The following is a 17282-nucleotide window of genomic DNA, read 5'->3' as shown; positions in this document are numbered from 1 at the left end:
ACAGCCTCACCCGCATCGTCCTCGGCACCGCCCCGACCACCCCGGAGGCCCCCCGTGCATGAGCTCCGCGCCCGCTGGTCCGTCCTCGCGGACCGCATCGACGCCGGTACACCCGCCGACCGCGACCGGACCGTGGACGCACTGCGGTCCTTCGCCATCCTCGGCGTGGTACTGGGCCACTGGCTGGTGACTGCCCTGACCACCGCCAACGGCGGCCTGAGCACCACCAGTCCGCTGGCCCACCTGCCCTGGCTGGCGCCGGTGTCCTGGCTGTTCCAGACGCTCGCCGTGTTCTTCCTGGTCGGCGGCCAGGTCGCCGCCCGCGGCTACGCCTCGGCCCGCGAACGCGGGGTCTCGTACGGGGCCTGGGTCGGGCAGCGACTGTCGCGGCTGTTCCGGCCGGTGGCCGCCGTGCTCGTGCTGTGGACCGTGACGGCGGGCGGCCTGCTCCTCGGCGGCGCGGAGCCGGGCACCGTCCAGACGCTGCTCAAGCTCGTCCTCTCGCCCCTGTGGTTCCTTCTCGTCTTCGCCGCGCTGACCGCGGCCACCCCGCTCGTGGCGCGGCTCAGCCCGGTGTGGCCGCTGGCCGTGGTGGCCGCGGTGGACGTCTGGCGGTTCGGCCTCGGCGGGCCCGAATGGATCGGCTGGGTCAATGTGGCCGCCGGCTGGCTCGTCCCCTACACGCTGGGCGCCGCCTGGTCCCGTGGGGCGTTCGCCCGGCGCGGACCGGCCGCGCTGCTGCTGGGCGCGGGGGCGGCCGCCACCGTCGCACTGGTGCTGTGGGGCGGGTATCCGGCGTCCATGGTCGGTGTCCCCGGGGCCCCGATATCGAACCTGAACCCGCCGACGCTGGCCGCCGCCGCGTTCGGACTGGCCCAGTGCGGGCTGGCCCTGCTGCTGCGCGGGCCGCTGGAGCGGGCCATGCGGCGGCCCCGGGTCTGGGCGAAGGTGGCGCTGCTGAACCTGTCCGCGATGACGGTCTTCCTGTGGCACCAGACCGCGATGATGGCCGTCACCGCCCTGGGGCTGCTGGCCCCCGCCGATCTGCCCGGGCTGCACACGGTGCCCGGCTCCGTGCAGTGGATAGCCGCCCGGCTGCTGTGGCTGCCGGTGTTCGCCGCCGCGCTCGGCGTCTGCTGGGCCGCGTTCCGTACGTACGAGCAGGGTGGGCGGCCGAAGCGGAGCCGCTCCTCCAGGACCGTCGCGGCCTCCCGCCCGGCAGCCGGTTCCCCGCCGGCTCCGGCCGCGGAGATCACCCATGCCTAGGCTGGCCGGTGTGAACGAGCAGAGCGCGCCCCCGGCCACTTCCCCGGCCCAGGAGCGGAGTCCGGCGGCCGACGGGGCCCCGGCGGCAGACCCGCACGAACCGCCCCCGGGCCGGGCCTCCGCACCCCGGGGAAGGTGGCTGGGAGACCTGGGCCGGGACCTGCTCACCGTGGAATGGGATCCGCTGCCCAAGATGTCCCGGCCGCGTTGGCTGAACCGGCTGCCGCACGTCGCGGTCGGCTACCTCGCCGTCCTCTTCTGCTTCCTCACCACGGAACAGATGGGCGACCACTACGGCGTCACCGGCGGGCCCCCGCTGGTGACGGCGCTCCTGACCGGTGCCTCGATCCTGCTCGCGATGTTCCGGCCGATGGCCGGGTGGTGGCTCGGCCTGCTGGCCGGCGGGCTGGGCGCCTGGCTGATCCACGGCGATGTCGGGGCGGAGCAGACCTGGCCCTGGACGGCGGCAGGGCTGATCGGGTTCGCACCGGTGCTGCTGCTGGTCGCCCTGCGCGTCCCGCCCCGGGTGACGGTCGCGGCCGTCGCCGTCCCCGTCGTCCTCACCGGTCTGGCCGAGCTGTTCTTGAAACCGGAACACAGCCAGACCACCGTCCTGTCCGCGCTGCTCCTGTACGGCTTCGTCGGCCTGCTCGGGTACGCGCTGCGGGCCACCCGCCTGGCCCGCGGCAAGCTCGTCGAGCAGGAGACGCTCACCGAGGAGGAGAGGGCGCAGCGCACCCTGCTGGAGGAGCGCAACCGGATCGCCCGCGAGCTGCACGACGTGGTCGCCCACCACATGTCGGTGATCTCCATCCAGGCTCAGGTCGCCCCGCACCTGGTGGAGAACCCCTCCGAGGAGCTGAAGGAGAACCTGGCGGGCATCCGGGAGAACGCCCTGGAGGCCCTGACGGAACTGCGCCGGGTGCTGGGCGTGCTGCGCTCCGAGCAGCCGCACGATCCGGCGAACCCGCACCATCCGCAGCCCACCCTCGCCGAACTGGGCGGCCTCGTGGACAACGTGCGCAGCGCCGGGCTGGAGGTCACCACCGAGATCGCGGGCGTCCGGCGGGCCCTCGCCCCGGGCGTCGAGCTCACCGCGTACCGGATCGTGCAGGAGGCGCTGAGCAACTGCCTGCGTCATGCGCCCGGTTCGCGGGTGGAGGTCGGTGTCGCGTACGGTCCGCGCGAGCTGCACCTGTGCATCGCCAACAGTGCCCCGACCCGGCCGGCCCCGCCGTCGCAGGGCGCGGGGCACGGCCTGCTGGGGATGCGGGAGCGGGCGGGCATGCTGGGGGGCGAGCTCGCCGCCGGCCCCCGCCCCGGCGGTGGGTACGAGGTGAGCGCCGTGCTCCCCATGGATCCCGAGACGAAGAAGGACTGAACAGGGCTCATGAGCACTCCGGCCGAACCGATCAAGGTGATGATCGCCGACGACCAGATGATGGTCCGGCAGGGCTTCACCGTCCTCCTCAACGCCCAGCCCGACATCCAGGTCGTCGGCCAGGCCGTGGACGGCGCCGACGCGGTGGCGAAGGTCGCCGGACTCGGCCCGGACGTTGTGCTGATGGACATCCGCATGCCGGGGATGGGCGGCATCGAGGCCACGTCGATCATCACGGCCGTCCCGGACTCCGCCGTGAAGGTGCTGGTGCTGACCACCTTCGACCTCGACGAGTACGTGTACGAGGCGTTGCGTGCCGGGGCTTCCGGGTTCCTGCTGAAGGACGCGTCGGCCGATCAGCTGGCCGAGGCCGTGCGGGTGGTGGCGGCAGGTGAGGCGCTGCTCTCGCCGAACATCACGAAGCGGCTGATCACCGAGTTCTCCCGGCTGGGGGCGCCGCGGGCGCCGTCCAGGGCGCGGATCGACGAGCTGACCGAGCGGGAGACCGAGGTGCTGTCGCTGATCGCGCAGGGCCTGTCCAACGCGGAGATCGCCGGGCATCTGGTCGTGGCGGAGCAGACCGTGAAGACCCATGTGGGGCGGATCCTGGTGAAGCTGGGCCTGCGGGACCGCACGCAGGCGGCGGTGTTCGCGTACGAGACGGGTCTGGTCCGTCCGACGGGCTACTGAGGGGTCCGAGTAGTACCTGAGAGGGAGGGCGGGATATCCCCTTCAGCGGCGACGCGGACGAGGGGGCGGCCGACCTACGGTGTGTGTATGACCGAGACGACCTCCCGGGCGACCCCCCGGACACCCGAGTTCCGGATGGCCTCCGGCTTGTTCGAGAGCCTGCGCCAGGATCTGATCACGGACGCGTTCGCGTACCGGCCGCTGCCGCCGATGCGCACGGACGGGCCGGTGACGCGGCGGCTGCCGCAGCGGATACGGCCGCACCTGGTCCATCTGCCGCATGCGGTCGTGGGTTTCCTGGCGTTCCTCGTGGTGATGGTCACCTCCACCAACAGCGGCGAGTACCTGGCTGCAAGCACCTCCCTCGTGATGGGGCTGGTCGCGGCCACGCCGGTGCTGATGACCCTGGTGCGGCCCGTGGGGGCCTTCTGGGCGACCGTCGTCGCCACGCAGGCGCTGCTGGTCGTCGGTTCGCACACGAACGACGTGTGGCCGTGGACGCCGGGGGCGTTCTTCGCCTACATCACCACGGTGACGATCGCCGCGATGCGGATCCGGCCCCGGGCGGCGGGCTGGATGTGGCTGATCACCCTGGCGAGCGGGATCGCGGTACCGGTCGTGCTCGGACGGGGGGAGCCGGTCGAGATCATGCCCATGGCCTTCCTCCTGGCGGTCTCCCTCCTGGTCGTCACGGTCCGCAACATACGCAAGGAGGCGGAGCAGGAGGTGAGCGCGCAGCAGGAGGTCACGGCCGTCGAGCGGGACCGGCGGACGCTGCTGGAGGAGCGGACGACGATCGCGCGGGAGCTGCACGACGTCGTGGCCCACCACATGTCGGTCGTCGCGATCCAGGCGGAAGCCGCGCCGTACCGGGTGAAGAATCCGCCGCCGGAGCTGGAGGCGGCGTTCGTCACCATCCGGGAGAACGCGGTGGCGGCGCTGACGGAGCTGCGCCGGGTGCTGGGTGTGGTGCGCTCCGCGGACTACGAGGCGCCGGACGCCCCGCAGCCGACGCTGGCCTCCCTGGAGGGGCTGCTGGCCAATGTGCGGGAGGCCGGGCTGAACGTGGAGAAGACGGTGACGGGTGCGGTGCGGGAGCTGCCGCCGGGCGTCGAGCTGTCGGCGTACCGGATCATCCAGGAGGCACTGAGCAACACCCTGCGCCATGCGCCGGGGGCGGCGGCCTCGGTCGAGGTCTCGTACGTCTTGGGCGGGTTGGGCATACGGGTCGTGAATGCGGCGGCGACCGGGGACGTGCGGCCCTCGCCGGGCGCCGGGCACGGAATCACCGGGATGCGGGAGCGGGTGGCCATGCTGGAGGGGGAGATGACGGCCGGAGGGACCGCGGCGGGCGGGTACGAGGTGGCGGTGTTCATACCGGTGCGCGGCCGGAAGGACGGGGCGCAGGAGCCGGCACAGGAGCCGGGGCGGCCGGCATGACGATCAGGGTGTTGATCGTCGACGACCAGATGATGGTCCGGGAGGGCTTCTCGGTCCTGCTGAACGCGATGGACGGCATCGAGGTGGTCGGCGAGGCGGTGGACGGCCGGGAGGCCATCGCCCAGGTGGCGGCGCTGCGGCCGGACGTGGTGCTGATGGACATCCGGATGCCGGTGATGAACGGGCTGGAGGCCACGCGGGAGATCGTGGCCGCCGACACGGACGCGAAGGTGCTGGTCCTGACGACCTTCGACCTCGACGAGTACGTGTACCAGGCCCTGCGGGCCGGGGCCTCCGGGTTCCTGCTCAAGGACGCCTCGGCCCGGCAACTGGCCGACGGGGTGCGGGTGGTGGCCTCGGGTGAGGCGCTGCTGGCGCCCACGGTCACCAAGCGGCTGATCCTGGAGTTCTCGAAGCTCTCGGCCCCGGCGAAGCTCGCGGACCCGGCGGGGGTCGGGGAGCTGACGGAGCGGGAGACGGAGGTGCTGGTGCTGATCGCGCAGGGGCTGTCCAACGCGGAGATAGCGGACCGGCTCATCGTCGCGGAGTCCACGATCAAGACGCACGTGAGCCGGATCCTGGTCAAACTGGGCCTGCGCGACCGCACCCAGGCCGCGGTGTTCGCCTACGAGACCCGCCTGGTGACCCCGGCGTAGTCCCGGCGCGCGGCGCCACGGGGCGACTTCGGGCCACGGCCGGGGCGTTCTCCTACAGTGGCGGGATGGGCTTTGATCCGTGGGATGCCGCTTTCGTCGCCGATCCGTACCCCGCCTACCGGCAGTTGCGCGAGCAGGGCCGCGCCCTGTGGTGGGAGGCCACCGGGCAGTGGCTGGTGCCGCACTACGCCGACGTGAGCGCGCTGCTGCGCGACCGCCGGCTGGGCCGGACCTATCTGCACCGGTTCTCGCACGAGGAGTTCGGCCGCGAGGCCCCGCCCCCGGAGCACGAGCCGTTCCACGTCCTCAACGGGAACGGCCTGCTGGACCTGGAGGATCCCGCCCATGCGCGGGTGCGGCGGCTGGTGTCCAAGGCGTTCACCCCGCGGACTGTGGAGCGGCTCGCGCCCGCCGTGGACCGGCTCGCCGGGGAACTGGTCGGGCAGCTCCTCGCCGACGGGGGCGGCGACCTGCTCTCCGTCGTCGCCGAGCCGCTGCCCGTCGCCGTGATCGCCGAGCTGCTCGGGGTGCCCGCGCAGGACCGGGCGCTGCTGCGGCCCTGGTCGGCGGACATCTGCGGGATGTTCGAGCTCCGCCCGGACGAGGAGACCGCGCAGCGGGCGGTGCGGGCGAGCGTGGAGTTCAGCGCCTATCTGCGTGAGCTGATCGCCGAGCGGCGCAAGGAGCCCGGCGAGGATTTGATCTCCGGTCTGATCGCCGCCCACGATGAGGATGCCCGGCTCAGCGAGCAGGAAATGATCTCCACCTGTGTCCTCCTGCTGAACGCGGGCCACGAGGCCACCGTGAACACCACGGTCAACGGCTGGTGGACCCTTTTCCGTCACCCCGAGCAGCTCGCCGCGCTCGATTCCGAAAAGTTGTCCACAGCTGTGGATGAACTCATGCGCTTCGACACCCCGCTCCAGATGTTCGAACGGTGGGTGCTCGACGAGATCACGGTCGGCGACACGGTCATCCCGCGCGGGGCCGAGGTCGCGCTGCTGTTCGGGTCCGCGAACCGCGATCCCGCCCGGTTCGAGCACCCCGACGTCCTGGACCTCGAACGGGCGGACAATCCGCACCTGAGCTTCGGTGCCGGGATCCACTACTGCCTGGGCGCTCCGCTCGCGCGGCGGGAGCTGACCGCGTCCTTCGGGGCCCTGCTGGCGGACGGAGTCCCGCCCCTGAAGCTCGTACGGGAGCCTCGGTGGCGGGACGGGTACGTCATCCGCGGTCTGGACGAACTCCTCGTGGAGTTCTGAGGCCTGACGCCCCGGCAGCTAGGCGGCCAGGTCCCGGCGGCGCAGCGCGGCCAGGCCGGCGGCGAGCAGAGCCGCAGCCAGCGCGGTCAGCACCAGCACCGGCGCCCAGGCCATGCTCTGCGCACCCGGCAGTTTGGGCAGGTGGGCGAAGGGCGAGAGGTTCAGGACGCCCTGCGGGAGGTTCAGGGCCGGCCCGATCCAGCCCAGCGTCAGCGCGGCCCCGGCCACCGCCCAGGCGGCCGGGGCGTACTTCGGGGCGGCGCCGTGCAGGAGCGCGGCGAGGGCCCCGATCACCCACACCGCCGGGAGCTGGGCCAGGCAGGCGCCGACGGTCGCGGCGGTGTCCTGGAGGCCCCGGCCGTGCCCGATGCCCAGCCCCAGCCCGGCCAGCAGCAGGATCAGCGCCGAGCCGCCGAACGCGACGGCCAGGTGGCCGCCGGCCCAGCGCAGCCGGCCGACCGCGTTCGCGAGCAGCGGTTCGGCGCGCTGCCCCGACTCCTCGGCGCTCAGCCGCAGCACCGCCGAGACGATGTACAGGGCGGCGACCATCCCGAGCATCCCGGCCATCGTCGCGAGGAAGGCGTCGGAGATACCGCTCCGGCCGCCCATCCGCTCGATGATCTCGCGGGTGCGTTCGTTGTCGCCGACCAGCTGCGTGGCCCCGTCGGTCATCCCGCCGAAGACCACCCCCGCCGCCAGGAAACCGAGGCTCCATCCGGTCAGGCCGCCGCGCTGGAGCCGCCAGGCCAGCGCCCCCGCGCTGCCGAGCCGGCCCTCCGCCGGGCCGGGCCGGGCCGGCAGGAAGCTCATGCCGAGGTCGCGGCGGCCGGCCAGCGCGTACGCCGCCGCCACCTGCACCACCACGGCCGCCGCGAACAGGCCGAACACCCACCAGCGTGCGGCCGCGAAGGCCCGTACGTGCTCCAGCCAGCCCAGCGGTGACACCCAGGTCAGCGCGCTCGAACCCGCGGCGCTGCCGGCGTCCCCGGCAGCGCGCAGCACGAAGGCCGCGCCGATCAGGGCGCCGGTGAGCCCCTTCGCGAGCCGTGCGCTCTCGGTGAGCTGCGCCGCGATGGCGGCCAGGGCGGCGAACAGCATCCCGGTCGCCCCGATGCCCAGCCCGAGGGCCGCCGCACCGCCGGTTCCGCGCCCGGCGAGTCCGCCCGTCACGAGCAGAGCGGCCGCCGCATTGGCGGCCAGGGCCGCCAGCAGCGCGGCCGTCAGCGGGGCCCGGCGGCCCACCATGGCGGCGGACAGCAGCTCCTGACGGCCCGTCTCCTCCTCCTCGCGGGTGTGCCGGACCACGACGACCAGGCTCATGATCCCGGCGAGCACCCCGGCGAAGATCCCGCCGCGCCATGCGGTCAGGGCGCCGATCGAGTCACCGAAAACGGGCCCGTACAGGGCGCGCAGCGAGCCGTTGGTGTTCATCGTGGCGAGCAGCCCGGCCCGTTCGGCGTCCGTTCCGTAGACCGACTCCAGCGAGGCGGGCAGGCTGAGCACCGTCATCGCCACGAGCATGATCCAGACCGGCATCATCACGCGGTCGCGGCGCAGCGCGAGGCGCAGCAGCGCCCCGGTGCCGGCGAATTGGTTCTTCATCGCGCCACGCCCGCCTTCACGGTCCCGTCCGAGCCGTCCGACGCGCCGCCCGGGCGGTCCCTGTCCTCCGAGTCCTCCGAGTCGTCGGCGTCGTCCGCGTAGTGCCGCAGGAAGAGCTCCTCCAGCGTGGGCGGGGTCGAGGTCAGCGAGCGGACACCGGACTCGGCGAGCGAGCGCAGGACGGCGTCCAGCTTGTCCGTGTCCGCCTGGAAGCGGATCTTCAGCCCCTGCACCTCCACGTCGTACACGCCCGGCAGGTGCGCGATGCCGTTCGGCGGGCCGGCGAGCTCGGCGCTGATCGACGTACGGGTGAGGTGCCGCAGGTCGGCCAGCGTCCCGGTCTCCACGGTGCGGCCCTTGCGGATGATGCTGACCCGGTCGCAGAGGGTCTCGACCTCGCTGAGGATGTGCGAGCTGAGCAGGACGGTCCGCCCGGCGGCGCGCGCCTCGGCGACGCAGCGCTGGAAGACCTCCTCCATCAGCGGGTCGAGGCCGGAGGTGGGTTCGTCGAGGATGAGCAGTTCGGCCTCGGAGGAGAAGGCGGCGACGAGGGCGACCTTCTGCCGGTTGCCCTTGGAGTACGTGCGCCCCTTCTTGGTGGGGTCCAGCTCGAAGCGCTCGATCAGCTCGGCGCGCCGGGCCCGGTCCAGGCCTCCGCGGAGCCGCCCGTAGAGGTCGATGACCTCGCCGCCGGAGAGGTTGCGCCAGAGGGTGACGTCGCCGGGGACGTAGGCGACGCGGCGGTGCAGTTCCACGGCGTCGGCCCAGGGGTCGCCGCCGAGCAGCCGGGCGGTTCCGGAGTCGGCGCGCAGCAGGCCGAGCAGGATCCGGATGGCGGTGGACTTGCCGGCGCCGTTGGGGCCGAGGAAGCCGTGGACCTCGCCCGCGGCGACCGAGAGGTCGAGTCCGTCCAGTGCATGGGTGCGGCCGAACGCCTTGTGGAGGCCGGCAACGCTGATTGCCTTCGTCATGTTTCTGAACGTACGCTACTTTCACAAACTTGTGAAGCTAGGGAATCGCGTAAAGTCGGGAAGGTGGCGGACGACATGGATGCACTGGAAGCACGGGACGCGGAGGCGGTCTCCCGCTTCGTCGAGCGGTTCGCCGCGCAACTGACGGAGGCGGGCATGCAGCGCATGGCCGCGCGGGTCTTCGCGCAGCTCCTCGCGAGCGACAACGGGGCGATGACCTCGGCGGAGCTGAGCGAGTCGCTGCAGATCAGCCCGGCGGCGGTGTCGGGCGCCGTGGCGTACCTGACGCAGGTGACCATGGTCAGCCGGGAGCGGGAGCCGGGCTCCCGGCGGGACCGGTACGTGCTGCACAACGAGCTCTGGTACGAGACGTTCACCCGCCGGGACCAGGTGCTGAGCCTGTTCGAGAAGACCCTCCGCGACGGGGTGGCCGGGCTCGGCAGGCAGACGCCGGCGGGCGCACGGATGGCGGAGACCGCGGAGTTCTTCGAGTTCCTGCAGACCGAGATGCACGGGATGATGGACCGCTGGCGGACCCACCGCGCCACCCTGGACTTCTCCTAGCCGCGGGCCGGTCCCGGAGCGCCGGGGACGCCCCGGGACGACGGCCGTCAGCGCGGGACGGTGAGGTACCAGGCCGCCGGCCGCAGGGTCCAGGTCCGGCGGCGGACCGGGCCCGTCACCACGGCGTCGGCGCGGTAGCGGAAGTCCGATCCCGAGACCGTCACCGCGTGCGCCCGCACCCGGACGGCCGAGCCGCCGGCCAGCCGGACCGTGACCTCCGCCAGCCCGGCGGAAACCCCCTCGCCTTCCGGGCCCGGACCCACCGAACCCCGACCCGTCGGACCCCGTCCCGCCGGGCCCGGGGCCCCCGCGTCCGGCACCGGCACCACCCGCAGGTCCTGCACCGGCCGGTCCACGTCCACCAGGAGCTGCCCGTCCGCCTCCACCCGCAGCCGGTGCCCCACCGGAGACCCCGTCGGGACCAGCGTCCGGACCAGCGAGCGGTACGCGCTCCACACCGACGGCCCCGGCGCCCTCGATACCGTCCGGACGGGTGGAATCCGCAGATCCCCGAGCACCACCCCGTCGCTGTCGTCCACCAGCAGGTCGCGCGCCCGTACGGCACCGTCCAGCACCGACCGGGCCGCGGCCACCGCCGACAGCGGAACGCCCAGCGCCCGCGCCAGCCCCAGCGACCCCACCTGCCCCACCGGAATCAGCGAAACGGCGCCGTCACCCAGCCCCCGCTCCCGGTACAGCAGCCCCACGGCCCGGACCAGCGCACGGTCGTCACCCACGATCACCGGCCGCCGATGACCCCGGCGGGCGAGGGCCCGCGCAAACTCCTCCTGCGAGTCCGGGAGACAGATTTTCGCTGCCGCGCCCGCTGACAGAACATCCTTCGCGATCCGCACGGACTCGCCGTCAAGACGGCGGGCGACCGGGTCGACGAGCACGAGCAGGCCGCCTACCGGCGCGCCCGCATGGCTCATGGTGGGCTCTGGAGCCGACACCTCGGTCCTTCCTCGGGTAGCATCTTTGTGCAAGAGGCCCTTGCGCTATTGCGCCAGGGCCTTCGTCTATTCCGGGGTACCGGTCCGACGGCTCAGCCTGCGGTGTACATCGTCGTACGCCCCCTGACCTTGGACATGCCCCATCCGGAAGAGGTGTACGCCTGTGCCCGCTCTTGTGCTGCTCGGAGCTCAGTGGGGTGACGAGGGCAAGGGAAAGGCCACCGACCTGCTCGGTGGATCCGTTGATTATGTGGTGCGCTACCAGGGCGGCAACAACGCCGGCCACACGGTCGTCGTAGGCGACCAGAAGTACGCGCTGCACCTTCTCCCTTCCGGCATCCTCTCCCCCGGATGCACCCCGGTCATCGGCAACGGCGTCGTCGTCGACCCGGCCGTCCTGCTCTCCGAGCTGCGCGGTCTGAACGAGCGCGGCATCGACACCTCCAAGCTGCTCATCAGCGGCAACGCACACCTCATCACGCCGTACAACGTCACGCTCGACAAGGTCGGCGAGCGCTTCCTCGGCAAGCGCAAGATCGGTACGACCGGCCGCGGCATCGGCCCGACCTACGCGGACAAGATCAACCGCATCGGCATCCGCGTCCAGGACCTGTACGACGAGTCGATCCTCATCCAGAAGGTCGAAGCGGCGCTGGAGGGCAAGAACCAGCTCCTCGCGAAGCTCTACAACCGCCGCGCCATCGAGGCCGCCGCGATCGTGGAGGAGATGCTCCAGTACGCGGAGCAGATCAAGCCGTACGTCGCCGACACCACCCTGATCCTCAACAACGCGCTCGACGAGGACAAGGTCGTGCTGTTCGAGGGCGGCCAGGGCACCCTGCTCGACGTCGACCACGGCACGTACCCCTTCGTCACCTCCTCGAACCCGACCGCCGGCGGCGCCTGCACCGGCACCGGCGTGGGCCCGACGAAGATCAGCCGCGTCATCGGCATCCTCAAGGCCTACACGACCCGCGTCGGCGCCGGCCCGTTCCCGACCGAGCTGTTCGACCAGGACGGCGAGGACCTGCGCCGCATCGGCGGCGAGCGCGGCGTGACCACCGGCCGCGACCGCCGCTGCGGCTGGTTCGACGCCCCGATCGCCCGCTACGCCACCCGCGTGAACGGCCTGACGGACTTCTTCCTCACCAAGCTGGACGTGCTGACCGGCTGGGAGCAGATCCCGGTGTGCGTCGCGTACGAGATCGACGGCAAGCGCGTCGAGGAGCTCCCGTACTCGCAGACCGACTTCCACCACGCGAAGCCGATCTACGAAAACCTGCCCGGCTGGTCCGAGGACATCACCAAGGCCAAGACGTTCTCGGACCTCCCGAAGAACGCCCAGGCGTACGTGAAGGCCCTGGAGGAGATGTCGGGCGCCCCGATCTCCGCGATCGGCGTCGGCCCCGGCCGCACCGAGACGATCGAGATCAACTCGTTCCTGTAGTCCGCCACCGGTCACACCACACGTGAGGGCGGGGCTCCGCAAGGAGCCCCGCCCTCACGTGCGCCCGGGGGCAGGAGCACGGGCGGACGCGAAGGCGGCACTGCACGACGGGGTAAAGCAGGAGCAAAGCAGGAGCAAAGCGGACACCGGATATACCGGTTGATCCCACCCGGGGGCGAGTTGGTAGAAAGAGCCCGGACACCTGGCTGCTTTTCGTCCAGGCTTCGCTTTCCGGGGGAAACACATCATGCGCGCACGCACGCTCCGCAGAGGACTCACGTCCCTGCTCGTCGCCTCCGCTCTGACCGCCCTGGTCCCGGCGGCCACGGCTTCGGCCGCCGACCCGACCGGCTGCGACAACTCCAGGGCCGGCAACAGCACGAGCATCGCTCCGGGCCGGCGCATCGAATCGGGCACCAGGATCGTCCCCACGCCCGGCAAGCCCGAACTGGTCACGCAGCCGGACGGCAACCTCGTCGTGCACGGCAACTCGGTCGCCTACAAGAAGGGCGGCGGCCCCGACAAGGGCGGCGCCCTCTGGGCCACCGGCACGTACAACAAGATCTGAACGACCTGACGCACCCTGGGGGAAAGCACCACATGCACGTCCACACACTCCGCAGAGCACTCGTGCCGATGCTCGCCGCCTCCGCCCTGACCTGCCTGGTCCCGGCAGCCGGCGCCTCGGCCGCCCCCGTCACCCCGACCGCAGAGGTCGCGTGCGAGAGCGGCGCCACCGGCGGCGACGTCGCGATCAAGCGCCCCGGCGAACGCCTCGCCTCGGGCGAAACGCTGAACAGCCCGCGCCGTAACACCGAGCTCGTCATGCAGGCCGACGGGAACCTGGTCCTGTACGCGCTCGGCAACCCCGGCGGGGCCAAGCTCCCGCTGTGGAGCACCGGGACGTACGGCAACCCCGGCGCGTACGCGGCCATGCAGGAGGACGGCAACTTCGTCGTCTACAAGAAGGGCGGCGGCCCCGACAAGGGCGGCGCCCTCTGGGCCACCGGCACGTACGGCGACCGGACCGACACCTACCCCGGGGCCTACCTCCGCGCCGACGGCGAGTTCTTCGTCGAAGGCCGCAGCTACTCCTTCACCTACGTCTGGACCACCGCCGCCGTCGAACGCAGCGCGAAGGTGTGCGAGGCGACCGAGGAGGACCCGCGGTGGCCCTGGCTGCCCGGCAACTGGGGCCAGTCCGCCACCGTGTGGATGGTGATGCAGAAGGACGGCAACCTCGTCATCTACCGCAAGAGCGACGGCAAGGCCATCTGGAGCACCGGCACCTACGGAGCCAAGTACCGGGTCGACCTGACGATGGACCCGAAGGGCGACCTGATCCTCCGCGAACGCGACCGCGCGGAGACCCTCCGCTGGCACAGCAACACGGAGGGCAGCAAGGGCGCCTTCGCCCTGCTCCAGGACGACGGCAACTTCGTCGTCTACAAGAAGACCGGCGGCCCCGACAAGGGCGGCGCCCTCTGGGACACCGGTACGTACAACAAGATCTGACGGGACGACGGCCCCCCTCTTCCGGGAGGGGAGCCGTGCCGTGTGCCGGCCGTGTCGCGTGCCGGCCGTGTCGTGTGCCGGCCGTGTCGTGTGCCGGCCGTGTCGTGTGCCGGCCGATGGTGGGACGGGGCCGCCTACCAGGCCAGCTGCGAAATCTCCTCGGCGACCACGGCGCAGGCGTCGGCGGCCGGGTCGATCAGCGGGAAGTGCCCGATCCCGTCGAGCAGGGTCAGCCCCACGGTCTCCCCCGCCTTGGCGGCCGCGGCCACGTAGGACTCGGCCACCGACGGTGGGACCACGATGTCCTCCCGGCCGTGGACGACGGCCGTCGCGATCCCGGTCGGCAGCAGGGCCGCCGGGTCCGCGAACGGCAGCCGCTCGGCCCACGGGCCGGCGCCGCCCAGCAGTTGCGCGGACGCGCCGCCGCACACGCCGAGCTCCTCGGCGGTCACGAAGTCCGCGATGGGGGCCAGCGCCACCACGCCGCGCAGCGGCGGCGGGGACGGCAGCCTCCAGGCGGCCGGGGACCGGGGCGGCAGGACGTGCCGGGCCGCTGCCCACAGGGCGAGGTGGCCGCCCGCGGAGTGCCCGGTGATCACCGTGCGGCGGGCATCGGCCTGCGGGAGGTGGGCCGCGGTCAGGGCCGGGAGGGCGTCCATCGCGGCGGCGACGTCATCGAAGGTTTCCGGCCAGCGGCCCGCGACGTGGCCCTCGGCGTTCTGGTGCGGCATCGAACTGCCGCGCCGGTACTCGACGTTGGCGACGGCGAAGCCCCGGCGGGCAAGGAAGTCCGCGAGCGGGGTGATGTGGTGGCGGTCGTACGGGGCCCGCCAGGCACCGCCGTGCAGGACCACGACCAGCGGGGACCCGCCCGTGGCGGAGTCCGTGCGCGGGGCGTAGAAGTCGATCACCTGGTCGGGGTGGCCCCCGTACGCCCCGGTCGCGTCCGGGGCGACCGGCGGGTGGGCGAAGGCCGAGGCGGCCTCGGCGGCGTCCCGTTCGACTGCGGGGTCCGTCATCGGCTCAACCTCTCGGTAACGCGTGGGACTGGTGTTCCGGCAGAGCGGGACCGTATCAGTCCGGAACCCGACCGTACGGGCCGGGCGGCCAACTCGGCGGGGACGTACGGGGGCGGACGGAGCCTCAGCCCCGCCCGCCCCCGTTGCCGTGACGTTTCGCCCCCGCATCACCCGAAAATGTGACCCAGTGTCCGTGCGGCCCGCTCCGCGTCGGCGAAACCGACGTAGAGCGGGGTGAAACCGAAGCGCAGGACGTCCGGGGCGCGGAAGTCCCCGATCACACCGCGGGAGATCAGGTCGTCCATGACCTCGCGGGCGTTCTCGGTGCGCAGCGAGACCTGGCTGCCGCGCCGCTCGTGTGCGGCCGGGGTGACCGATTCGACCTTGCCGGCCGGGACGTACGCCGCCACGCATTCCAGGAAGAAGTCGGTCAGGGCGAGGGACTTGGCCCGTACGGCTTCCACCGAGACCCCGTCCCAGGCGTCGAGCGCCGCTTCCAGGGCCAGCATGGACAGGATGTCCGGAGTGCCGACCCGGCCGCGCACCGCGCCGTCGGCCGGGGCGTAGTCCGGGGTCATCGCGAAGGGGTCCGCGTGGCCGTTCCAGCCGGGGAGCGGGGAGTCGAAGGCGGCCTGGTGGCGGGCGGCGACGTAGAGGTACGCCGGGGAACCGGGGCCGCCGTTGAGGTACTTGTACGTACAGCCGACCGCGAGGTCGACGGCGTGCTCGTCGAGGCCGACGGGGAGGGCGCCGGCCGAGTGGCACAGGTCCCAGACGGTGACGGCCCCGGCGGCACGGGCCGCAGCGGTGAGGGCCGGCAGGTCGTGGAGGCGGCCGGTGCGGTAGTCGACGTGGTTGAGCAGGACGACGGCGGTGTCCTCCCCCATCGCCTCGGCGGCGTGCGACGGGTCGACCGGGACGACGGTGAGGCCGGTCATCCGGGCCGCCGACGCGGCCATGTAGCCGTCGGTGGGGAACGTCGACGCGTCGACCAGCAGCTGCGTGCGCCCGGGGCGGGCCAGCCGGGCCGCCCCGACCAGGGCCTTGAACAGGTTGACGCTGGTGGAGTCGCCGACGACCGTCTGACCGGGGGCCGCCCCGATGAGCGGGGACAGCTTGTCGCCGATCCGCTCGGGAGCGGTCCACCAGGTGCCGGTGCTCCAGGACTGGATGAGCTCGGTGCCCCACTCGTGGGTGATGACCTGGGCCAGGCGCTCCGCGACGCCGGTGGTCAGCGCACCGAGGGAGTTGCCGTCCAGGTAGACGACCCCGTCGGGGAGGGTGAAGCGCTCGCGGAGCTTGCCGAGCTCGTCGGCGGTGTCGAGTTCCGCGGCGCGGGCGGCCAGGTCCCGGACGGCGCCGCGGCTGCCGGTGGCTCCGTTGCCCGTGGCTCCGTTGCCGCGTGCTTCGTTCGTCGTGGGCTCATACATGGCTGCGCGCCGTCCAGAGCTCGGGGAACACGTTCTTGGTGGCGCGCTTTTCGAGCCAGGTCACGCCGGCGGAGCCGCCCGTGCCGGTCTTGGCGCCCATGGCGCGGCGGGTGGCGACCAGGTGGTCGTTGCGCCAGCGCCAGACGAGCTCGGCGACGTCGGTCAGGACCTCGCCGAGGCGGTGCAGGTCGAGCCGGGCGTCGGGGTCCGCGTACAGGGAGGTCCAGACGGCCTCGACCTCGGGGGAGGGCTCGTACCGCTGGGAGAGGTCGCGGTCCAGGACCGTCTGCGGGACGGGCAGGCCGCGGCGGGCCAGCAGGCGCAGGACCTCGTCGTAGAGGCTGGGCTCGTGGAGGGCCTTCTCCAGCTCCGCGTGGACGCGCGGGGCGCCGCGGTGCGGGACGAGCATGGAGGCCGACTTCTCGCCGAGCAGGAACTCCATCCGGCGGTACATCGCCGACTGGAAGCCGGAGCCCTCGCCGAGGGCGGCGCGGTAGGCGTTGAACTGGCCCGGGGTGAGCTGGGCGAGCGGGCGCCAGGAGGCGTTGAGGGCCTCCAGTTCGCGGAGGGATCGTTTCAGCGCATCCATCGCGACGGGGATGCGGTCCTCGCGGAGGGCCTTCGCGGCCGTCTCCCACTCGTGGACGATGACCGTGAACCACAGCTCCATGACCTGGGTCGTCACCAGGAAGACCATCTCGCCCGGGTCGTCCGAGCGCAGGTGCTGGAGGTGGGTGAGGACGTCCGCCTGGACGTAGTCCTCGTACGGGGTCGTGCCGTCGAAGTCGAGGTTCGGGGTGTCCGAACCGGCTCCGGAGGCATCAAGGGTGTTCGACATCGCTGTCTCCTCGACACGTGCTTCCGGGTAGCGGTCCGCTCCTTCCGATGGGTGAGTGGAGCCCCGGTCCCCTGCCCGCATCATAGGACCGGTTGCCGGGCACCATCCAATGAGATGTGACCGGGGTCACAGTCACTTTTCGGACACTACGGCATGGGGGGGGCCCCCCCCCCGGGGCCCCCGCGCAACCCGCGGGCGCGGGGCGGGGGGGGCGCCGGGGGGGACCCCCCCGCGGGCCCAGGAGCAGC

16 protein-coding genes are annotated in these 17282 nt (G+C 72.5%); 10 read left to right on the top strand and 6 right to left on the bottom strand.

Translation table 11 applies throughout. The features are described from left to right. Positions 1 to 54 precede the first annotated feature (54 nt). From ACFXA3_RS04675 to ACFXA3_RS04650, 6 genes are all read left to right on the top strand, one after another. Positions 55 to 1266: an acyltransferase gene (locus ACFXA3_RS04675; RefSeq protein ID WP_385181901.1), complete on the top strand. Its 1212-nt coding sequence runs from the start codon at positions 55 to 57 to the stop codon at positions 1264 to 1266. 10 nt (positions 1267 to 1276) lie between these two features. Further along, on the top strand, positions 1277 to 2647 hold the full coding sequence (locus ACFXA3_RS04670) for a sensor histidine kinase (RefSeq protein ID WP_385181899.1): 1371 nt from the start codon (positions 1277 to 1279) through the stop codon (positions 2645 to 2647). A gap of 9 nt (positions 2648 to 2656) precedes the next feature. Next, on the top strand, positions 2657 to 3337 hold the full coding sequence (locus ACFXA3_RS04665) for a response regulator (protein ID WP_385181896.1): 681 nt from the start codon (positions 2657 to 2659) through the stop codon (positions 3335 to 3337). 87 nt (positions 3338 to 3424) lie between these two features. Beyond that, positions 3425 to 4777 carry a sensor histidine kinase gene (locus ACFXA3_RS04660; protein WP_385181893.1) on the top strand — a complete coding sequence of 451 codons (1353 nt, stop codon included), beginning with the start codon at positions 3425 to 3427 and terminating at the stop codon, positions 4775 to 4777. Then, positions 4774 to 5433, top strand: a complete 660-nt coding sequence (locus ACFXA3_RS04655) for a response regulator (RefSeq protein WP_385181890.1) — start codon at positions 4774 to 4776, stop codon at positions 5431 to 5433. The genes ACFXA3_RS04660 and ACFXA3_RS04655 overlap by 4 nt, the downstream gene beginning before the upstream one ends. A 65-nt stretch (positions 5434 to 5498) precedes the next feature. Next, entirely contained in the window at positions 5499 to 6695 is a 1197-nt protein-coding gene (locus ACFXA3_RS04650) for a cytochrome P450 (RefSeq protein WP_385181887.1), read from the top strand. Positions 6696 to 6713: 18 nt separating this feature from the next. Here the strand turns inward: ACFXA3_RS04650 and ACFXA3_RS04645 are convergent, their stop codons facing one another. Further along, positions 6714 to 8297: an ABC transporter permease gene (locus tag ACFXA3_RS04645; protein WP_385181884.1), complete on the bottom strand. Its 1584-nt coding sequence runs from the start codon at positions 8295 to 8297 to the stop codon at positions 6714 to 6716. Continuing rightward, the gene (locus tag ACFXA3_RS04640; RefSeq protein ID WP_385181882.1) at positions 8294 to 9268 is read right to left on the bottom strand and encodes an ATP-binding cassette domain-containing protein; all 975 of its coding nucleotides are present in this window, start codon (positions 9266 to 9268) and stop codon (positions 8294 to 8296) included. The genes ACFXA3_RS04645 and ACFXA3_RS04640 overlap by 4 nt, the downstream gene beginning before the upstream one ends. A gap of 75 nt (positions 9269 to 9343) precedes the next feature. Between ACFXA3_RS04640 and ACFXA3_RS04635 the strand changes: the two genes are divergently transcribed. Continuing rightward, positions 9344 to 9832: a GbsR/MarR family transcriptional regulator gene (locus ACFXA3_RS04635; protein WP_385181879.1), complete on the top strand. Its 489-nt coding sequence runs from the start codon at positions 9344 to 9346 to the stop codon at positions 9830 to 9832. A gap of 47 nt (positions 9833 to 9879) precedes the next feature. Here the strand turns inward: ACFXA3_RS04635 and ACFXA3_RS04630 are convergent, their stop codons facing one another. Continuing rightward, complete coding sequence (locus ACFXA3_RS04630; RefSeq protein WP_385181921.1) at positions 9880 to 10764, bottom strand: diacylglycerol kinase; 885 nt, start codon at positions 10762 to 10764, stop codon at positions 9880 to 9882. Between the two features lie 184 nt (positions 10765 to 10948). Between ACFXA3_RS04630 and ACFXA3_RS04625 the strand changes: the two genes are divergently transcribed. The 3 genes from ACFXA3_RS04625 (at position 10949) to ACFXA3_RS04615 (ending at position 13747) form a co-directional block, all read left to right on the top strand. Beyond that, on the top strand, positions 10949 to 12232 hold the full coding sequence (locus tag ACFXA3_RS04625) for an adenylosuccinate synthase (protein WP_385181876.1): 1284 nt from the start codon (positions 10949 to 10951) through the stop codon (positions 12230 to 12232). A gap of 247 nt (positions 12233 to 12479) precedes the next feature. Next, on the top strand, positions 12480 to 12800 hold the full coding sequence (locus tag ACFXA3_RS04620) for a hypothetical protein (protein ID WP_385181874.1): 321 nt from the start codon (positions 12480 to 12482) through the stop codon (positions 12798 to 12800). A 32-nt stretch (positions 12801 to 12832) separates the two neighbouring features. Beyond that, positions 12833 to 13747, top strand: a complete 915-nt coding sequence (locus ACFXA3_RS04615; protein ID WP_385181871.1) for a hypothetical protein — start codon at positions 12833 to 12835, stop codon at positions 13745 to 13747. Positions 13748 to 13881: 134 nt separating this feature from the next. Here the strand turns inward: ACFXA3_RS04615 and ACFXA3_RS04610 are convergent, their stop codons facing one another. From ACFXA3_RS04610 to ACFXA3_RS04600, 3 genes are all read right to left on the bottom strand, one after another. Next, positions 13882 to 14766, bottom strand: a complete 885-nt coding sequence (locus ACFXA3_RS04610; RefSeq protein WP_385181869.1) for an alpha/beta hydrolase family protein — start codon at positions 14764 to 14766, stop codon at positions 13882 to 13884. 167 nt (positions 14767 to 14933) lie between these two features. Further along, entirely contained in the window at positions 14934 to 16196 is a 1263-nt protein-coding gene (kynU, locus tag ACFXA3_RS04605; protein WP_385181867.1) for a kynureninase, read from the bottom strand. After that, positions 16189 to 17034: a tryptophan 2,3-dioxygenase family protein gene (locus tag ACFXA3_RS04600; RefSeq protein WP_385181865.1), complete on the bottom strand. Its 846-nt coding sequence runs from the start codon at positions 17032 to 17034 to the stop codon at positions 16189 to 16191. Before ACFXA3_RS04600 ends, kynU begins: the two co-directional genes overlap by 8 nt. Positions 17035 to 17282 lie beyond the last annotated feature (248 nt).

This window comes from Streptomyces sp. NPDC059456 (assembly GCF_042750055.1).
In the GTDB taxonomy this organism is placed as follows: Bacteria; Actinomycetota; Actinomycetes; order Streptomycetales; family Streptomycetaceae; genus Streptomyces.
This window is presented reverse-complemented; position numbering and strand designations above follow the sequence as displayed.